Genomic DNA, 22,551 nt, shown 5'->3' on the forward strand with positions numbered 1-22,551 from the left:
CATGAGGGAACACGCATCACGATTCACCGGTCTGACGTGCCGCCTCCCAGCGGCACGTTTCATCGTTTCCATCTGCTGCCTTTTCATCGCCGCCTCCGCCGCCAGCGCAGCCACCGACTTCAGCGACTATTCCGGCTTCGGCAGCGCCAGCAGCACGGTGGTCAGCACCATCAAGATCGGCACCACCACCGACAGCGAAACTTCCATCACCGCAAACACCACGGCCACCGGTGACGACATCACCGGCAGCGATGACGAAGATGGCGTCACCGTTCCAGCCAGCGTCGTCGCGGGCACCAGCGGCAGCCTCACGGTCAAGGTCACCAACAGCAGCGGCGCCACCGTCTTTCTCAATGCCTGGATTGACTACAACCGCAACGGCGTGCTGACGGACAGCGGCGAGCAGATCGCCAGCAACACCACCATCGCCACCGGCACGTCCAACGCCAGCAAGACCATCACCTTCACCGTTCCGGCCGCCGCCTCCATTGGCACGGCCGGCGTGCGCGTCCGCCTCACCTCCACCAGCAGCCCCGGCTCCACCGGCCAGAGCGGCAATGGCGAAGTGGAGGACTACATTGTCTCGATCGTTTGTCCCACAATCACCGTCACCACCTCCGCCCTGGATGATGGCGTCGTGGGCAGGCCATACTCGCAGACGCTCGCGGCCAGCGGCGGCAATGGCAGCTACACCTGGGCGCTGGCCTCTGGCACGCTTCCCTCGGGTCTCACGCTGAATGCTTCCACTGGCGTGATCTCCGGCACGCCCACCTCCGCCAACGGCGGCGCCTCGCTCACTTTCACCGCCACGGACGCCTCCGGCTGCCAGGGCTCCACCACCCAGACCATCCAGGTGTGGAATTACAGGTTCATCACTCCCACTTCGCTGCCGCCTCCCACCGTCGGCACCGCATACTCGCAAACGATGAGCGCCAGGGAGTCGGGCTTTGACGTCCAGCAGGCGTTCTCATCCACCTCCGTGGGCACCCTGGCCGCGGCAGATGCCGTTCTCGCCGGCACCAATCGCACCAGCAACTGGACCGGCTCCGCCTCCGTCATTTCTTTCAGCAGCAGCGGCGCAGGTGGCGGCCACTTCACAGATTCTGATTTCCCTGCGGGTCCGGGCGACAACTTTGCCCTCAAAGCCACCGGCATCATCACCATCCCGACCGCAGGCGCATGGACCTTTGCCACCTCTTCTGACGATGGCGCCCGCGTGAAAATCGACGGCACCGCGGTCATCAACGACGACACTCAGCATGCCGTGACGGACAAATTCGGCACGGTGAACCTCACTGCCGGGACTCACACCATCGAGCTTGTTTTCTTTGAACTGGGAGGCGGTGAAGCCATCGAGCTGTTTGCCGCCGCCGGCACTCTGTCCTCCTTCAGTTCGTCCTTCAAGCTCGTCGGCGCATCAGACGGACTCAGCGTCGTCCGCTCATCTCCTTCATACACCTGGGCCGTAGCCTCCGGCTCCCTGCCCGCGGGTCTCACGATCAATTCGGGCACAGGTGTGCTCAGCGGCACTCCCACCAGCGCTTCTGTCGCAAACTTTACTCTTCGTGCCACCGACAACTCCGGCTTCAGCGTCACTCAGGATTACAGCGTCACCACCTGCTCTGCGATCACCCTCAGCCCGTCTTCTCTCCCCGCACCCATGGTTTACTCCGCCTACAGTCAGTCCCTCAGCGCGACTGGTGGTATGCAGCCCTACGGATTCGCGCTGACCAGCGGCTCCTTGCCGGCCGGCCTCTCTCTGAACACTGACACCGGCCTCATTTCCGGCCGCCCCACCTCCACGGCTGCCGCCACCTTCACCATCGCCGCAACTGACGCCAACGGCTGCTCTTCTTCCCGTTCTTACACTCTGACACCGGCCTCCCCCACGGACTTCGGCGACTACGCCGCCCTTCCCTCCGCCGCCAGCACCGTGGTCTCCACCCTGCGGATCGGAGCTCTCACGGATGCCGAACCCTCCGCCGTCACTGACAGCAGCGCCACCGGAGACGACCTCAGCGATCTCGCTGACGAAGACGGCGTCACCGTTCCAGCCTACCTCATCCAGGGCGTTTCCAACTCGATAACGGTCAATGTCACCAACACCACCGGCGCGACCGCCTACCTGAACGCCTGGATCGACTACAACAAAAACGGCGTCCTCACAGATTCCGGCGAGCAGATCGCCACCAACACCACCATCGCCACCGGCACCTCCAACATCAACAAGACCCTCACCTTCACCGTGCCCGCCACAGCGGCCACCGGCACCGTGGGCGTGCGTGTGCGTCTCACCTCCACCAGCAGCCCCGGCTCCACCGGAGCCAGCGGCAACGGTGAGGTGGAGGACAATCTCGTCTCCATCCTCCCCCCCACCGACTTCGGGGATGACTCCGGTCTTGCCATCGCCGGCAGCACCTCCTCCACCTCCATCCGCATGGGCGCTCTGGTGGACAGTGAAGTCTCCACCCTTGCCAATGCCGCCGCTACAGGTGACGACACCAATGGCAGCGACGACGAAGACGGCGTCACCCTTCCCGCCTCCGTCATTCAGGGGCAGTCCGGCGTGAGCATCTCCGTGAACCTCACCAACTCCAGCGGCGCGGACGCCTTCCTCAACGGCTGGATCGACTTCAACAACAACGGCCTCCTCACCGACGCAGGCGAGCAGATCGTCGTCAATGACGTCGTCAGCACCGGCACCAGCGGCGCCACCCGCACCTACACCTTCACCGTGCCGGGCGCGGCGGCCACCGGCGCCATCGGCGTGCGCTTCAGGCTCAGCTCCACCGCCTCCCCGGGAGACAGCGGCATCTCGGGCACGGGTGAAGTGGAAGACTACGCTCTCACCGTCGTTCCCGCCTCCGACCACGGCGACTTCTCACGCTTTGCAGACGCCAGCAGCTACAACACCAGCGCCCTCGGCATCGGCGATCTGGAGGACACGGAAATCACTCCCGTCACCAATCTCGCCGCCACGGGCGATGACATCACCAATGTGAACGACGAAGACGGCGTCACCCTGCAGGCCATTCTCGTGCAGGGTCAGGCCGGCGTGGCCGTCACCGTCAAGCTCAACAACACCACCGGCGCACCCGCCTACCTCAACGGCTGGGTGGACTTTAACAACAACGGCACCCTCGATGCCAGCGAGCAGGTCATCGCCGACGCCGTCGTGGACGACGGCACTTCCGGAGACTTCCAGACCTTTTACTTCGACGTTCCCAGCACCGCCACCATCGGCACGGCTGGCGCGCGCTTCCGTCTCACCTCCGTGGCGTCCCCCGGCCCCACCGGCGCCAGCGGCTACGGCGAGGTGGAGGACTACACCAGTTCCATCGTGGCTCCTTCGTCGAACTTCCGCGACTACTTCTACACCATCCGCGCCGTTGGCACCCACTTCTACCTGGACGAAATCTCCGTTTACAATCCCAACTCCTCCACGCCGACTGTATCGGTCACGCAGGGCATCCTGGATCTCAACACCGCCTCCCCAGGCTTTAACACCGGCGCCACTGATGCGTGGATGAACGGCCTGGCGCTGGACTGGCTCAACCGCCGCTTCTACTGGCTCGCCACCTCCACCGGCTCCAATGGCTACAACGCCAGCCTTTACACCGCCAACTATAACAACGTCACCAAGACCTGGAGTTACCAGCTCGTCACGGGGTCGGCCTTGTCAAACGTCTCGTTCAGCAGCGGCACTCCCTCCTCGGCCACCGCCAGTTCTGGCGCCTTCCCCCGTGCCGCATTCTACAACGGCGAATACTACGCGGGCGGCCAGCTCAGCAACAACGTGGCAGTCTGGCATTTGAACGCGGCCGGCACGGGCATGGCCTCGCCCGCCTACAATGACTACACCAACTTCTTCCATCTCTCCCAGACCTTCAACGGCGGTGACTTCGTCATCCGCCCGCAGGACGGCCTCCTCGTCACCTCCACCGTCATCAGCAACGCCAACACTCTGTTCAACCAGTTCATCAGCGACGGCACAAACTCCTCCGGCCCTTCGGCCACCACCGCCAGCGTGGACGCCCAGATCCCCTATTCCAGCAACAGCTCGGTGCAGATCGCAGGCGTGGGTGGTGTCTCCCGTCTCTATGCTCTCGGCTCCTCGGGCTCCAACATCTACCGCATCGACAGGTACGACACCTCCTCCCCCAATGCCGTTAAAGTCGGCCCCCTGCCCAGCGCCTCCTACACCGACCTTTCCGAAGGCATCTCCTCCTCCGTCACATCTCTCGGCGTCAAAGGCATCGTTTACTATGACACCAACGGCCTCTCCGACGGCATCATCAGCGGCACCGGCACCAACGCCAGCGGCCGCCTCTATGCCATGCTCGTGGACTCCTCCGGCAATCTGGTGGACTCCTTCCCCGTCAAGAGCGACGGCACCTTCATCCTCGGCGGCGCCACCGCCAACACCTCCTACAAGGTGGTCTTGAGCACCTCCTACGGCAGCCTCGGGTCCGCCGCTCCCACGTCGGCGCTTCCCACCGGCTGGCTCAATGCAGGCGAGTTCCTCGGCTCCGGCGCGGGCAGTGACGGCACCATTGACGGCAGCCTCGCTGTCACCGTCGGCAGCGTCGGCGTCGTCAATGCCACCTTCGGCCTCTCCCAGACTCTTTCCATCGGCGACACCGTCTGGAATGACGTGAACAACAACGGCCTGCAGGATTCCGGAGAAAGCGGCATCGGTGGTGTCACCGTGCAGCTTTGGACCCCCGGCACGGACAACGCCATCGGCGGCACCGGCGGCGCTGCGGACGCCCTGGCCGCCACCACCACCACAGACGGCACCGGAGCTTACAGCTTCGCCGGGCTCGTCGCCGGAAAATATTTCGTCACGGTCACTCCCCCCACCGTTTACTCCGTGGTCAGCAGCACCGCTGCGGGAGACAACGGAGTGGACGGCGACAACAACGGCTCGCAGCCCGGCGGACGCGCCACCACCGTTTACAGCCCCATCGTCACCCTGACCCAGGTCGCTGAGCCAGGGAACCTCGCCTCCGGCGGAGGAAACGTCGAAGACACCATCGACTTCGGATTGCTCACCGCCGTGGATTACGGCGACTACGCCTCCTTTGGCAGCGCGGGCAGCTCGCTCGTGGCAAACCTCTACCTCGGTTCCCTCATCGACTCCGAGTATTCCCCTCTCACCAATTCCAGCGCCAATGGCGACGATCTCAACGGCCTCGCGGATGAAGACGGCACGATCGTGCCTGCCAGCATCTACGTCGGCACCTCCGGCTCCCTCACCATCACCACCACGAACACCTCCGGCGCCTCCGCCTTCCTCCATGTCTGGATCGACTTCAACCGCAACGGCGTGCTCACAGACAGCGGTGAGCAGATCGCCAGCAATGTCATCATTCCAAACGGCACCTCCAAGGCCAACCGCACCGTCAACTACACCGTCCCGGGCACCGCCTCCCTGGGCGCCGCCGGGGTTCGCGTCCGCCTCACTTCAGTGAGCACTCCGGGCTCCACCGGCACCACCGGCAATGGCGAAGTCGAGGACTACGTCACCACCATCGCCTGTCCCTCCATCACCGTGCCCACCCCCTCTCCCTCCACAGTGGGCGCTTCCTACTCCCAGACTCTCAGCGCCGGCGGCGGCACCGCTCCGTACACCTGGGCTCTGACTTCGGGCACTCTGCCGCTGGGCTTGACCTTCAACAGCAGCACCGCGGTGATCTCCGGCACGCCCCTCGCCACCAACGGCTCCGGCACCACCGTCACCTTCCGTGTCACCGACGCCAACGGCTGCCAGGCCACGCTGCCCCTCAATATCCTGGTCTGTCCTGTGATCAGCGTCAGCACCACCACCCTTCCGGCAGCGATTCAAGGCGCTCCCTACAGCCAGTCGCTCGCCTCGTCCTCCGGCGTCGCTCCCTACTCCTATTCCGTCACCAGCGGCTCGCTGCCCGCGGGCCTCACCCTCGCCACCACCGGCGTCTTCAGCGGCACCTCCACCAGCACGGGGACCTCCACCTTCACCGTCCAGACCACGGACGCCTACGGCTGCTCCGGCACGCGCTCCCTTTCCATCACCACCAATCCTCCGGTGACTGATTTCGGCGACTACCCCGCCTTTGCCTCCGCCTCCCTTACCGCCAGCACGGAAATCCGCATCGGCACCAACGCCACGGACGTCGAGCCCGTCAATCCCGCCACCGGTTCCGCAAACGCTGACGACACCACCGGCACCGATGACGAAGACCTCGTGATCCCCTCCGTCGTCTCCGGCGGTGAGCTGAAGTTTGACTTCCCCGTCACCCTCAGCGGCGGCACCACCCTCGGCCGCGTGGCCGTCTGGGCGGACTGGAATGGCGACGGCGACACGCTCGACGCCAATGAATCCGTCACAGTCACCGGCTCCGGTGTCATTGGCGGCAGCAACACCGTCACCGCCACCTTCAGCCCTCCCGCTGGCACCACGGTCGGCACCAAATATCTCCGCATCATCGCCATCGAGGGCACCACCGCTCCCTCCTTCAGCGGCGCCTCCACCTCGAAGGGTGAAGTCGAAGACTACGCCATCTCCGTCACCGCGCCGACCCTGGATTACGGCGACCTGCCGGACACCATCATCGGCACCAGCGCCGGCAACTACCAGACCCTCTCCAACGACAACGGCCCCGCCCACACCGCCAACAGCAATCTCCGCCTCGGCGCCGCCGTCGATGCCGAAGGCAACGGCCAGCCCAACTCCACCGCCACCGGTGACGGTGCCGACGACGACGGCGTGGCCGCCCTGCCCACGCTGACTCAAAACGTCCCCGCCACCCTCACCGTCACCGCCACCAACACCTTCGGCTCCGCCGGCTTCCTCAAGGCCTGGATCGACTGGAACAACGACGGCAACCTCAGCGCCGACGAAGAGCTCGGCAGCGAGATCAGCGTGCCCAACGGCACCAGCGGCGGCTCCTTCAACTTCAACTTCACCGTGCCCAGCACCGCCGTCATCGGCGCCAATCTTGGCCTCCGCGTCCGCCTCGCCAGCCAGACCATCCCCGCCTCCAATGGCGTCGTCGGAACGGGGGAGGTGGAAGACTACCTGATCACCGTCAACGTCTCCACCGTGGACTTTGGCGACAACCCCGGCTTCCCCTCCGCATCGCGCGTCGCCAGCACCGCCATCAAGATCGGCACCAACGCCACCGACGTGGACAACAGCAACCCCATTTCCGGCAACGCCACCGTGGACGACACCACCGGCACCGATGACGAAGATCTCACCATGCCCACCCTGCTCGCCGGCAGCAGCGGCACGCTGACCATTCCCGTGACTCTCGCCAGCCCCGTCACCTCCGGCAAGATCGCTGTCTGGGCCGACTGGAACGGCGACAACGCCGTCACCGGCACCAATGAAATCGTGTCCCTGAGCACCAGCAGCCTCGTCACCGGCACAAACACCATCACCGCCACCCTCAGCCCGCCCTCCGGCATCACCGCCGGCACCAAGTTCCTCCGCATCATCGCCACCGAAGGCTCCACCGCTCCCTCCTTCAGCGGCAGTTCCACCCTCCGCGGTGAGGTCGAAGACTACGCCATCACCGTCAATACCTTCGTGCTCGACTTCGGTGACCTTCCGGACACCGGCGCCGGTACCAGCACTGGCAACTACCAGACCCTCAGCAGCGACAGCGGCCCCTCCCACACCGCCACCAGCACCACCCTCCGCCTCGGTGCCACCATCGATACAGAAGCGGATGGCCAGCCCAACTCCACCGCCACCGGCGACGGCTCCGACGAAGACGGCATCACCGCCATGCCCGTTTTCTACCGCGGCCAGAACTACACCATCCCAGTCTCCGTCTTCAACAACACCGGCTCCACCGCGCGCATCTTCGCCTTCATCGACTGGAACAACGACGGCGACTTCGCTGACTCCGGCGAAACCCTTTCCGCCGTCGCCGTCAGCAGTTCCTCCTCGCCGCAGACCGTCAATATCACCGGCGCCACTCCCGGCACCGCCACCCTCGGCACCTTCGGCGCGCGCTTCCGTCTCGCCACCGCCTCCACCCTCGCCTCCACCGGCACCACCGCCGACGGTGAAGTGGAAGACTACATCGTCACCGGCGCCTGCCCCATCATCGCCATCACACCAGCTTCCCTCCCCGCCACCGCCCAGTACGCCAGCTACAGCCAGACCCTCACCGCCGCCAGCGGCACCGCGCCCTACACCTGGACCATCACCACCGGCGCCATTCCCGGCGGCCTCACCCTCAGCAGTGCCGGACTTCTCAGCGGCACGGTCAACAGCGCCAGCGGCGCCTACGTCTTCACCGTCAAGGCCACGGATGCCAATGGCTGCTCCGCCACCCAGAGCTACACCATCAGCGTCGGCTCCGGCGGCATGAGCGTCGGCAATCTCGTCTTCTTTGACGAAAACAACAACGGCCTCAAAGACGCCACCGAGCGCGGCATTCCCAATGTGCCCGTGGAAATCTGGAGCGCGGGCGCCGATGGCAAGGTGAACTCCGCGGACGACCAGCCCGTCACCTCCGGCAGCGCCTCCACCCTCTCCTCCGGCGGCATGCTCGCGGCGGGCTCGTACGGCTCCATCGCCTCCGGCTACTCCACCCTCACCGCCGTCACGGACTGGACCGGCGCCTATCAGTTCACCTCCCTCCCCACCGGCGTCTTCTATCTCAAAATCACTCCGCCAAACAAGACGGTCTTCTCCAGCAAATACGGCTCCGGCTCCACCACCTACAGCCTCAATCTCGACTTCCCTCTCGCCAGCTCCACCTCCGTCCTCGTGGACAACGGCATCGACAATGACAGCAACGGCGTTCAGACCACCGGCTCCTTCACCGGCAGCGGCGATGCCGTCGTCGCGGGTGTCGGCGCCGCTGTTTTCAGCATGCCCTTCACCCTCGCCACCGCCACCGAGCCCGGCACCTCCAATCTCGGCAGCGATGAGTACACCATCGACTTCGGTCTCCGCCCCTGCCCCGCCCTCGGCATCACTCCCCTCACCGTTCCCGCCGTCAGTTCCGGCGTGGCTTACAGCACCACCCTGAGCACCTCCGGCGGCACCGGCCCCTACACCTACGCCATCACTCAGGGCGCCCTGCCTTCCGGGCTTTCCATGTCCACCGCCGGCGTCATCTCCGGCACCACCTCCACCACGGGCACCAGTGCCATCACCATCCGCGCCACGGACGCTCGCGGCTGCCAGGGCTTCACCACCATCCAGCTCAGCGTCACCACCGCCATGAGCATCACCACGGCCTCGCTCCCCAATGGCACCGAAGGCACCGCCTACACCTCCACCACCCTGGCCGCCACCGGCGGCACCTCTCCGTATCAAAACTGGCGCGTCAGCACCGGCTCTCTCCCCGCAGGTCTTTCCATCAGCAGCAGCACCGGCGTCCTCTCCGGTACTCCCACCTCCCCCGGCACCTACGTCTTCACCGTCGCCGTCGATGACGCCCTCGTCACTCCTGCCAGCGTCACGGTGACAAACGGCTCCGTGGAAACAGACGCCTGGAGCGCGGTCACCTTCACACCCCGCACCTCCGTCACCGGCTGGACCTTGGGCAGCAGCGCCCTCACCGGCACCACCACCGCCGTCCAGCTCTACGGCGTGAACAACTCCAACGCCAATAACTCGCAGCTCGGAGACACCCCCGCCGGCTCGCAGTATCTCGCCTCGCCGTTTGTGGACTCCTGGGCCTCCCAGACCGTCAGCGGCTTCACCGTCGGCCGCCCCTACACCCTGCGCCTGCGCTACGCCATGCGCGGCGCCTTCACCAATCCCTCCACCACGGAAGCCCAGCCGCCTTTCTATGGCAACTCCCTCTGGATCGCCGGTTACAATGGCTCCGCCGCCAGCCTCTTCGGTCCCGCCAATGTGAACTTCCCCGCGCCCGCCAGCGCGAACTACGACAACTGGGCCACGCTCGACATCCCCTTCGTCCCCCAGACCTCCAGCATCGTCTTCTCCTACGGTCTCGATGGCGCGGCCATCGATGACATCCAGTTCATCCCCACCGTCGCCTCCACCACCACAGCCACCAGGCAGTTCACCGTCGTCATTGCTGGAAACCGTGACTGGGGCGACCTCCCAGACACCGGCATCGGCACCGGCACCGCCAACTACCAGACCACCAGCAGCGACAGCGGCCCCTCCCACTATCGCGACACCAACCTGCGCCTCGGCGCCACCCTCGACATCGAATCCGACGGCCAGCCCGACAGCACCGCCACCGGCGACGACAACACTGGCACGGACGACGAAGACGGCATCTCCTCCCTGCCCGTCTTCGCCCGTGGCAAATCCTTCACCATCCCCGTCTCCGTCTTCAACAACACCGGCGGCAGCGCCAATGTCTTTGTCTTCCTCGACTGGAACAACGACGGCGACTTCCTCGATCCCTCGGAGGCTGTCAGTTCCGTCTCCGTCAGCAGCAGCTCTTCACAGCAAAGCGTCAATGTCACCGGCACCGTGCCGGGCTCCGCCGTCCTCGCGCAGATCGGTCTCCGCGTGCGTCTCTCCACCGCCTCATCGCTGGGTGCCTTCGGCATCGCCACCAATGGTGAGGTCGAAGACTATCTCGTCAACACCACCTGCCCCACGCTTTCTCTCAGCCCCGCGTCCCTGGCCAATGGCACTCTCAGCCTTTCCTACTCGCAGACGGTCGCCGCCACCGGTGGCACCGCGCCCTACACCTACTCCCTCAGCTCCGGCACACTGCCTTCGGGCGTCACGCTGAATGCCAGCAGCGGTGTGCTCAGCGGCACGCCCAATGTCGCCGGCACCTACACCTTCACCCTCGGCGCCACCGATGCCAACGGCTGCTCCGCCACCCAGGCCTTCAGCGTGGTCATGTCCTGCCCCACGCTTTCCATCTCTCCTGCCTCCCTCGCGGACGGCACCGTGGGCACCGCCTATTCCCAGACCCTCACCGCCAGCGGCGGCGCCTCGCCCTACGCTTCATGGACGGTCACCAGCGGCACGCTCCCTGCGGGCCTCACGCTCAGCAGCTCAGGCGTCATCAGCGGCACTCCCACCGCCGGCAATGGGGCGGGCGTCACCTTCACCGTCCGCACCACCGATGCCAACGGCTGCCAGGGCTCGCAGGCCATCACCCTGCAGATCTGCCCCGTCGTCACTCTGAGTCCCACCACTCTCGCCACCGCCACGGTAAACAGCGCCTACTCGCAGACCATCACCTCTTCCGGCGGCGCTTCCCCCTACACCTATACCGTCAGCAGCGGCACACTGCCCGCCGGCCTCACTCTCAGCAGCGCCGGTGTCCTCAGCGGCACACCCACCAGCACCACCAGCCGCACCTTCACCATCACCGCCACGGATGCCAATGGCTGCCCCGGTTCGCGCTCCTACACCCTCGCCCCGGCCTGCCCCCTCATTGCCGTCACTCCGGCCACGGCCACGCGCGCCACCGTCGGTGTCGCCTATTCACAAACCCTCGCTGCCAGCGGCGGCCTCGCGCCCTATGGTTCATGGACCGTCACCAGCGGCACGCTGCCCGCCGGCCTCTCTCTCAATGCCAGCACTGGCGTCATCAGCGGCACGGCCACCACCGCCAATGGCAGCGGCGCCACCGTCACCTTCCGCACCACGGATGCCAACGGCTGCACCGGCTCGCAGGCCGTTGTCCTGCAGGTCTGCCCCGTCATCTCCATCTCCCCCTCCACCCTGCCAAACGGCACCATCAATTCCTCCTACTCCCAGACGCTCACCTCCTCCGGCGGCGCATCTCCCTACACCTACGCCCTCACCAGCGGCACTTTGCCCGCGGGCATCACCCTCACTTCCGCCGGTCTCCTCTCCGGCACTCCCACCAGCACCTCCGCCGCCAGCTTCACCGTCACCGCCACGGACGCAAACGGCTGCAGCGCCTCGCTCCCATGCACCATCACCCCCGCGCCGGACTCCGACTTCGGTGACTTCAGCCTCTTCACCAATGCCAGCAGCCGCATGAATGCCACCCTCCGCATCGGCTCGCTCACCGATGTGGAAGCCTCCGCCACCACCAATGCCGCCGCCACCGGTGACGACACCACCGGCAGCGATGACGAGGACGGCGTCACCCTTCCCGCCTCCTTCACCCAGGGCGCTGCCGGCTCCTTCACGGTCAATGTCACCAACACCAGCGGCGCCACCGCCTATCTCAATGCCTGGATCGACTACAATCAAAACGGCCTGCTGACCGACTCTGGCGAGCAGGTCGCCATCAACACCGTCATCCCCACCGGCACCTCCAACGCCAACAAGACCATCTCCTTCACCGCTCCCGCCGCCGCGCTTCTCGGCAGCTCCGGCGTACGTGTCCGCCTCACCTCCACCGCCTCCCCCGGCCCCACCGGCGCCACCGGCAATGGCGAAGTCGAGGACAACGTCGCCACCTTCGTCGCTCCCACCACCGACTACGGCGACTTCTCCCTCTTCGCGGACGCCTACAGCACCGGCAACTCCAACCTCAGGCTCGGCTCCCTCATCGACCTCGAAGGCAGCGCCACCAAGGACTCCAGCGCCCAGGGCGACGACAACACCGGCAGCGATGACGAAGACGGCATCACCTTCCCTTCCATGACAGCGGGCCAGCCCATGAGCCTGCCCGTCACCGTCACCAATCTCACCGGCTCCACCGCCTACCTCAACGCCTGGATCGACTACAACAACAACGGCGTCCTCACCGATGCCGGCGAGCAGATCGCCTCCAATGTCAACGTCGCCACCGGCACCAATGGCGGCACGCTCACGCTAAATTTCACCGTGCCCACCAATGCCGTGACCGCCGCCTCCCTCATCGGCACCCGCTTCCGCCTCACCAATGTCGCCACTCCCGGCTCCACCGGCGGCGTCGGCATCGGCGAAGTCGAAGACCACGCCGTCGTCATCCTCGCCCCGCTCACCGACTTCGGCGACTTCAGCGGCGCACCCAGCGTCTCCAACACCGCCAGCACCAATCTGCGCCTCGGTGCGCTCGTCGATACCGAATACGCCGCCACCACCAATGCCACTGCCACCGGTGATGATGTCACCGGCGTCGATGACGAAGACGGCGTCACCCTGCCCTCCATGACCGCGGGCGCTCCGGTCACGATCCCCGTCGTCGCCACCAACACCTCCGGCGCCCCCGCCTATCTCAACGCCTGGATCGACTTCAACAACAACGGCGTCTTCACCGACTCCGGCGAGCAGATCGCCACCAACACCAACGTCGCCACCGGCGTCACCAACGCCTCCTTCAACATCAGCACCACCGTTCCCGCCGCCGCGGTCACCGGCACCGGCGTCGGTGTGCGCGTCCGTGTTTCCAATGACATCTCCCCGGGCTCCTCCGGCGCCGGCGGTGTCGGTGAAGTCGAGGACTACATCGTCACCATCGCCGCGCCCACCACCGACTTCGGCGACTTCAATGGTTTCGCCACCGTCAGCGGCACCGCCAACAGCAGGCTGCGTCTCGGCGCTCTGGTGGACACCGAATACGTCGCCACCACCGACGCCACCGCCACCGGCGACAACATCACCGGCAGCGATGACGAGGACGGCGTCACCTTCGCCCCCATGATCGCCGGCGCTTCCGCCAATATCTCGGCCGTGGTGACAAACACCACCGGCTCCACCGCCTACGTCAACGCCTGGATCGACTACAACGGCAACGGCTCCCTCACCGATGCGGGCGAGCAGATCGCCGCCAATATCGCCATCGCCACCGGCACCAGCGGCAGCGCCATCGGCGGCGCCATCCCCATCCCCGCCACCGCCCTCACCGGTGTTCCTCTCGGCGCGCGTGTCATGATCACCAGCGCCTCCTCTCCCCCCCTCAGCGGCAATGTGGGCACCGGTGAAATCGAGGACTACGTCATCACCATCACCGCCCCCACCACCGACTTCGGCGACTTCAGCGGCTTTGCTGACGCCTCCCAGGGTGTCAGCCCCACCCTGCAGATGGGCGGCAGTGTGGACGCCGAGTACGTCTCCACCCGCAACACCACCGCCACCGGCGATGACACCACCGGCAGCGACGATGAAGACGGCGTCACCCTGCCCTCCATGACCGCCGGCCAGTCGCTCACCATCCCCGTCGTCATCACCAACAGCAGCGGCGCTCTCGGCTATCTCAATGCCTGGATCGACTTCAACAACAACGGCAGCCTCACCGACTCAGGCGAGCAGATCGCCTCCAATCTCAACATCCCCACCGGCAGCGACGGCGCCACCTTCAACATCAACGTCACCGTTCCTCTCTCCGCCGTCACCGGCACCGGTCTCGGCGCCCGCTTCCGCCTCTCCGCGCCCACCTCCCCTGGCCCCACCGGCTCCAATCCCGCCATCGGTGAAATCGAGGACTACGTCGTCACCATCGCCGCGCCCACCATCGACTTCGGCGACTTCAGCGGCTTTGACAGCGCCGGCAGCACCGCCAACAGCAGGCTCAAAATCGGCTCCCTGGTGGACGCCGAGTACGCCTCCAACATGAACACCACCGCCACCGGTGACGACACCACCGGCAGCGATGACGAAGACGGCGTCACCATCCCTACCCTCACCGCCGGCTCCCTCGCCACCATCTCCGCCAAGGTGACCAACTCCAGCGGCTCCTCCGCCTATCTCAACGCGTGGGTTGACTACAACAACAACGGCAGCCTCACCGACTCCGGCGAGCAGATCGCCACCAACACCGTCATTGTCACCGGCACCTCCAACGTCACCAAGAACATCAGCTTCACCGTGCCCGTGGGTGCGGTGGCCGGCACGCCGGTCGGGGTGCGCGTCAGGCTCACCTCCATCTCCTCTCCCGGCTCCACCGGCACCTCGTCCGGCATCGGCGAAGTGGAGGACAACGTCGTCACCATCGTCGGCCCCACCACAGACTATGGTGACTGGAGCGGCATCGCTGACGCTTCCAACACCGTCGTCTCCACCCTCCGTCTCGGTGCTCTCACAGATGCCGAGTTCAGCTCCACCAAAAACGCCACCGCCACCGGGGATGACACCACCTACCTCGATGACGAAGATGGCATCGCCCTGCCTGCTCTCACCGCCGGCGGCACGTTCACCATTCCCGCCACCGTCACCAACACGAGCGGCGCCTCCGCCTACCTCAATGCCTGGATCGACTTCAACAACAACGGCTCCTTCGCCGATGCCGGCGAGCAGTTCGCCTCCAACGTCACCGTCGCCACGGGTCTGACCAATTCCACCCTCAATCTGAGCATCGCCGTCCCCCCCGCCGCCGTCACCGGCACCAATCTCGGCGCCCGTTTCCGCCTCACCTCCGCCAGCAGCCCCGGCTCCACCGGCACCGGCGGCGGCAATGGCGAAGTGGAGGACTACGTGGCAAACATCGCCGCACCCACCACGGACTTTGGCGACTTCAGCGGCTTTGCCGCCGCCTCCAGCATCGCCAACACCACCCTGCGCCTCGGCACCCTGGTGGACAAGGAGTACGCCGCCACCTCCAGCACCGACGCCACCGGCGACGACACCACCGGCAGCGATGACGAAGACGGTGTGACTCTCCCCTCCATGACCGCCGGTGCTCCCGCCACCATCCCCGTCGTCGTCACCAACACCACTGGCTCGGCCGCGTTCCTGAACATGTGGATCGACTACAACAACGACGGCGATCTCAGCGGCGCGAACGAGCAGGTCGCCACCAATGTCAGCATCGCCACCGGCACCACCGGCAGCACCCAGAATCTCAGCATCACTGTCCCGGCTGGCGCGGTCACCGGCACCAGTCTCGGCGTTCGCACCCGCCTCACCTCCGTGTCTTCCCCCGGTCCGGTCGGCGCTGCCGGAACCGGTGAAGTCGAGGACTACGTCGTCAGCATCATCACACCGCCTCTCGATTACGGTGACTGGAGCGGCATCGCCGATGCCGCCTCCAACGCCACCACCGCGCTGCGCCTCGGCTCCCTGGTGGACACCGAATATGTCTCCACCCGCAACGCCGCCGCCACCGGTGACGACACCACCGGCAGTGCTGACGAGGACGGCGTCACCCTTCCCTCCATGACCGCCGGCGCTCCCGCCACCATTCCCGTCGTCGTCACCAACACCTCCGGCTCCACCGCGTATCTCAACATCTGGATCGACTACAACAACAACGGCGTCCTCACCGATGCCGGCGAGCAGATCGCCTCCAATGTCATCGTCGCCTCCGGCACCACCAGCACCACCAAAAACATCGGCATCACCGTCCCGGCTGGCGCTGTCACCGGTTCCAATGTCGGCGTGCGCGTGCGCCTCACGGATGTCGCCTCCCCCGGCATCACCGGCACTGCGGGCAACGGTGAAGTCGAAGACTACGTCACCTCCATCGCCGTCCCCACCACCGACTTCGGTGACTGGGATGGCGCGCCGGACGCCTCCAGCCTCGCCAGCTCCAATCTCCGCATGGGCGCGCTCGCGGACACCGAGTACATCTCCACCCTCAATGCCACCGCCACCGGTGACGACACCACCGGCAGCGATGACGAGGACGGCGTCACCATCGGCAGCCAGACGCCCGGCACCGCCGGCAGCGCCTCCGTCGTCGTCACCAACAACAGCGGCGCGCCGGGCTACCTCAATGCCTGGATCGACTTCAACAACAACGGCTCCTTCGCCGATGCCGGCGAGCAAATCGCTGCCAGCACCGTCATCGCCACCGGCACCAATGGCGTCCCGCAGACGGTGAACTTCGTCGTGCCCGTCAATGCCGTGCCTGGCCAGCGCGGCGCCCGCTTCCGCCTCACCAGCACGCAGACTCCCACCTCCGTCGGCGCCAGCGGCATGGGCGAGGTCGAGGACTGCCTCGTCACCATCACCTGTCTGCCTATCGCCCTCTCTCCCACCACGCTCAGCACTCCCACCGTGGGCACCGCTTACTCGCAGTCGGTCACCTCCTCCGGCGGCATGGCTCCTTACACCTATGCCGTGAGCGCGGGCACTCTGCCCGCCGGCCTCTCTCTCAGCAGCACCGGCACGCTCTCCGGCACTCCCACCAGCAGCAGCGCCGCCACCTTCAGCATCAAGGCCACCGATGCCTACGGCTGCACCGGCACGCAGAGCTACACCGTCACTCCGGTCTGCCCTGCCATCACGGTCACTCCGTCCACGCTGCCCGGCGGTCTCGTGGGCACTGCCTACTCGCAGACCCTCGGTGCCTCCGGCGGCACGGCTCCTTATACCTTCTCTCTCACCAGCGGCACACTCCCTGCCGGCCTCACGCTCAATACCACCAGCGGCATCAGCGCCGGCCTCATCTCCGGCACTCCCACCACCAGCAACGGGGCCGGCGTCAGCCTCACCTTCCGCGCCACCGATGCCAACGGCTGCACCGGCACCCGCACCATCACTCTCATCATCTGCCCCGCCATCACGCTCACGCCTGCCACGCTGCCGGCGCCGACGGTTGGCACGGCCTATTCGCAGACTCTCGCCGGCTCCGGTGGCGCCGCTCCTTACACCTTCGCGCTCGCCAGCGGTTCGTTGCCTTCATGGGCCACGCTTTCCTCCTCCGGCGTGCTCAGCGGCACTCCCACCAGCACCACCGCCGCCACCTTCTCCGTCCGTGCCACGGATGCCAACGGCTGCAGCGGCACGCTCAGCTACACCGTCACTCCGGTCTGCCCCGCCATCACCGTCTCTCCGGCCTCTCTGACGCAGGGTGTCATCGGCGCCTCCTACTCTCAGACGCTCTCCGCCTCCGGCGGCACCGCGCCCTACAGCGCATGGACCCTCACCTCCGGCACTCTGCCTGCGGGCCTCTCCCTCAATGCCTCCACCGGGGTCATCAGCGGCACGCCCACGGCCACCGCCAGCCCGGCCACCACCCTCACCTTCCGCGTGAATGACGCCAATGGCTGCCAGGGCACGCGCTCAGTCACGCTGCAGATCTGCCCCGTCATCACGCTCTCGCCCACCACTCTCCCTGCGCCTGTCATCGGCAGCGCCTACTCCCAGTCTCTCGGCGTTTCCGGCGGCGCCTCGCCTTACAGCTTCTCCCTTGCCAGCGGCTCCCTCCCCGCCTGGGCCTCCCTCAGCACCGCGGGCGTCATCACCGGCACGCCCACCAGCGGCACTCCCGCCACCTTCACCGTCCGCGCCACCGACGCCAATGGCTGCTCCAGCACCATGAGCTGCACCCTCGCGCCAAACTGCCCGGTCATCACCCTCGCTCCCACCATCGCCACCCAGGGCATCGTGGGCAGCGCCTACTCGCAGACATTGACGCCCTCCGGCGGCACCGCGCCTTACAGCTCCTTCACCATCACCAGCGGCACGCTCCCCGCCGGCCTCTCCCTCAACTCCAGCACCGGCGTCATCAGCGGCACGCCCACCACTTCCAACGGCACCGGCGTCAGCGTCTCCATCCGTGCGAATGATGCCAACGGCTGCCAGGGCACCCAGGCCATCACCTTCCAAATCTGCCCCGTCATCACCATCTCCCCCGCCACGCCTTCCGTCCCCGTGGTGAGCACCGCCTGGTCGCAGACCTTCACCGCCGCCGGCGGAGCCGCGCCATACACCTACTCAGTCTCCTCCGGCACCCTGCCCACCTGGGCCACGCTGACCTCCGCAGGCGTGCTCAGCGGCACTCCGGACAGCCCGAACAGCGCCACCTTCACACTCAAAGCCACAGACGCGAATGGTTGCAGCGCCACGCAGAGCTGCACCATCACGCCTGCCTGCCCCGCCATGGCCATCTCTCCGCTCACCGCGGCCACCGGCACCGTGGGCGCCATCTACTCTCAGACTCTCACCGGCAGTGGCGGCACCGGCCCCTACGGCTCCTGGACCGTCACCAGCGGCACGCTGCCTGCCGGTCTCAGCCTCAGCTCATCGGGTGTCATCTCCGGCACTCCCACCGCCTCCACGGGTCCCGCCACCACCGTGACCGTCCGCACCACCGATGCTCGCGGCTGCCAGGTCAGCGCCACCATCTCCCTGAAGGTCTGCCCCGTCGTCGCTCTCAGCCCCACCACCCTCGCCACCAGCACGGCGGGCACCAGCTATTCGCAGACCCTCACAGCTTCCGGCGGTGTCTCGCCCTATGTCTTCACCGTCTCCACCGGCACGCTGCCCGCCGGCCTCTCCCTCAGCTCCTCCGGTGTCTTCAGCGGCACTCCCACCAGCACCGCCTCCGCCACCTTCATCGTCACCGCCACGGATGCCAACGGCTGCCCCGGCTCGCGCACCTACTCCATGACGCCGGCCTGCCCCACCATCACCGTCAGCCCGGCCTCGCTGCCCAATGGCACCGTGAACAGCGCCTACTCGCAGACGGTCACCTCCTCCGGTGGTGTCGGCGCCGTCACCTTTGCCGTCAGCAGCGGCAGCCTCCCTGCGGGCCTCAGCCTGAACTCCACCTCCGGCGTCATCTCCGGCACTCCCACCAGCACCGCCGCGACTACTTTCACCATCCGCGCCACGGACTCCAATAACTGCACCGGCAGCACCACCTTCACCATCACTCCTGCCTGCCCGGTCATCACCGTCGGCCCCTCCACTCTCGCCACCGGCGCTGTCGGCGTGGCCTACTCCCAGACTCTCAGCGGCTCCGGCGGCATCGCTCCTTACACCACCTGGACGGTCACCAGCGGCACGCTGCCCGCAGGCCTCACGCTCAATCCCAGCAGCGGTGTCATCAGCGGCACGCCCACCACCTCCAACGGCACCGGCGTCAGTGTCACCATCCGCACCACCGATGCCAACGGCTGCCAGGGCAGCTCCGTGGTCTCCATCAAGATCTGCCCCGTCATCACCCAGTCCCCCGCCTCGCCCGCCGCTCCGGTCATCGGCGTTGCCTATTCGCAGACCATCACGGCCTCCGGCGGCGTCTCACCTTACACCTTCACCCTTGCCAGCGGCTCCCTGCCTTCCGGCCTCAGCCTCAGCAGCAGCGGCACCCTCAGCGGCACCACCACCAGCTCCGCCACCGCCACCTTCAGTCTGAAGGCCACCGCTGCGGACGGCTGCTCCGGCACCGCCTCCTACACTCTCACTCCGGTCTGCCCTACGCTCAGCCTCTCCCCCACCACCACTCTGCCCGTCGCCTACCTCGGCGCTTCCTACACGCAGATCCTCACCGCTTCCGGCGGCACCGCGCCCTACACCTTCGCCCTGCAAAGCGGTGACCTCCCCGGCGGCGTCCTCCTCTCCACCTCCGGCACGCTCAACGGCACCCCCACCGCCAAGGGCTCCTTCCCTGTCTCCGTCCGTGTCACCGATGCCAACGCCTGCGCGCAGAACTTCAACCTCACCCTGCAGGTGCACACCCTCAGCATCGGCAACCTCGTCTTTGAAGACACCAATAACAACGGCCTTAAGGACAGCGGCGAACCCGGCGTCGCCAATGCCACCGTCCAGCTCTTCGCCACCGGTGATGACAACGCCATCGGCGGCTCCGGCACCGCCGCCGACACACAGATGGGCGCCGACTTCACCACCGACTCCACCGGTGCCTATCTCTTCAGCCTCCTCCCCGCCGGCAACTACTACGTCAAGGTCACGCCTCCTGCCGACTACCTCTTCACCGGCGGCACCGCCACCACCTCGGACAACAACGTGGACAACAACAATGACGGCGCCCAGCCCGGCGGCTCCGGCACTCCTCTCTTCAGCCCCGTCATCACTCTCTCCGGCGGTGCTGAATCCACCACCGATGGCGACACCGACCCCGACACCAACCTCACCGTGGACTTCGGCCTCTGGTCCAGCGTCGCCGTCGGCAACTTCATCTTCCTCGACATCAATGGCGACGGCGTCCGCAACGAAGGCGAAAGCCTCGGCAGCATCTACGTGGAGCTCTACGCACAGGGCGCCACCCCAGGCGTGGATGACCCCGTCAGCGCCGGCACCTCCGGCTGCTCCTGCAAAGGCCGCTACTACCTCGACGGCCTGAACCCCGGCACCTACTTCCTCCACATCCCCGCCTCCCAGTTCACCACCGGTTCCCCGCTCGAAGGCCTGCTGCCCATGTCCTCCGTCGTCGCGGGCGATGACGACGTCGGCCAGGATCTCATCTTTAACAACAACCCCGCCGTCAACGGCGCCAGCACCGGCCTCTTCACCCTCCGCCCTGGCTTCTGCCCCGTCGGTGCCGCCGAATCCGGCGCGGAAGGCAGTGTCGATGACGCTATCGATGCTCGCGTCGATCTCACCCGCGATCTCGGTGTCGTCGCTCCGGCCGGCACCGGCTTCGCCGCCAGCGAGGCCATCCGCCGCTACATCGTCACCGGCGGCTTCACCGCCAGCGTCCTCCCCGGCGCCAGCACCTTCGCCACCTGGAGCCAGGGCAGCGACATCGGCGGCGCCACCGACGATCCTGACGAAGACGGCATCCCCAATCTCCTCGAATACGCCCTCGGCACTGATCCCGCCAGCCCGCTGCAGGCGAACCGCTTCTCCCTCGCATTCCATGGCAGCCTCGTCGCCCTGCTCACCCAGCCCACCGCCACTCACGACGACCTCACCATCTCCATCGAAACCCTCACCGACCTCACCAAGGCCGCTGACGCCTCCGCCTGGAAGAAGCTCACCATGGCCTCCTCCACCACCATCAATGCAGACGGCACCCTCACCCGCTCCTACTCGAACCTCGAAAACCTCCTCGTCTTCAAGGGCCTCGACGCCGGATACATCCGTCTCCATGTGGACCTCGACGCCAACCGCGACGGCGTCCCTGAAGCCACCGTCACCTCCGCCGTCCAGGGCTGGGGCCGCCAGACCTTCGCCACCGGCTCCCGCACCTTCAGCATGCCCCTGCTCAATGCCGCCTTCTTCACCGGCCGCGCCGTCTCCGCCAGCGCCAACGAGATCATGCTGCCCGCCATCGTGGCTCTGCCCGCCGGCTCGCTCTACCTCGAAGCCCTCGACGGCCCGCTCGCCGGTCAGCGCTTCGACATCGACAGCGCCGCCTCCTCCGGCAACACCATCGTGCTGCAAAATACCACGCAATCCTATGCCGGCCTCGTCAATGCGCACGTCGCCATCCGCCTGCACCACACTCTCGCTCAACTCCTGCCGCCCGCCGCCTTCACCGCTGACGACCGCGTGCTCTTCTTTGATTCCGCCGCCGGCAGCTACACCACGCTCACCCACGACAGCAGCGGCTGGCTCAGCGACGTCCTCAGCATGAACGCCCGCCCGGTTGCCGCGCATGAAGCCGCCCTCGTCCAGATCCGCGGCGCCGGCACCGTCCTCATGTTCACCGGCGAAGTCCGCCTGACAAACTTCGTCACCCCGCTCGTCTCAGGCACTCAGCTCGTCGCCCCCGGCTGGCCCGTCGCCACCGCCGCCCCCGTCACCGGCCTCACCTCCGGCCTCAGCCCCGAAACCGCCGACCGCTTCCGCCTCTGGGACGGCGACACCACCCCCGAAGCCACCAGCTACACCGGCTACTACCTCGACGGCACCACCACCCCCGCCACCTGGCTGCCACAAACCACTCCCGCCCCCGCCGCCACCATCCAGCCCTTCCACGGCTACTTCCTCATCCGCACCGCCCCGCTCCAGCTAAATCAAACCGCACCGTGGTGAGGTGAAGCATCGCAGCTGAACGACGAGAAAACGCG

General features: G+C 66.6%; 1 protein-coding gene. It reads left to right on the forward strand.

Features of this window, described 5'->3' with window-relative positions; all coding sequences use genetic code 11:
- Position 1: 1 nt before the first annotated feature.
- The gene (locus tag ACILSQ_RS07280) at positions 2 to 22,516 is read left to right on the forward strand and encodes a beta strand repeat-containing protein (protein WP_395742930.1); all 22,515 of its coding nucleotides are present in this window, start codon (positions 2 to 4) and stop codon (positions 22,514 to 22,516) included.
- Positions 22,517 to 22,551 lie beyond the last annotated feature (35 nt).

This window comes from Prosthecobacter sp., from assembly GCF_044227185.1.
In the GTDB taxonomy this organism is placed as follows: Bacteria; Verrucomicrobiota; Verrucomicrobiia; order Verrucomicrobiales; family Verrucomicrobiaceae; genus Prosthecobacter.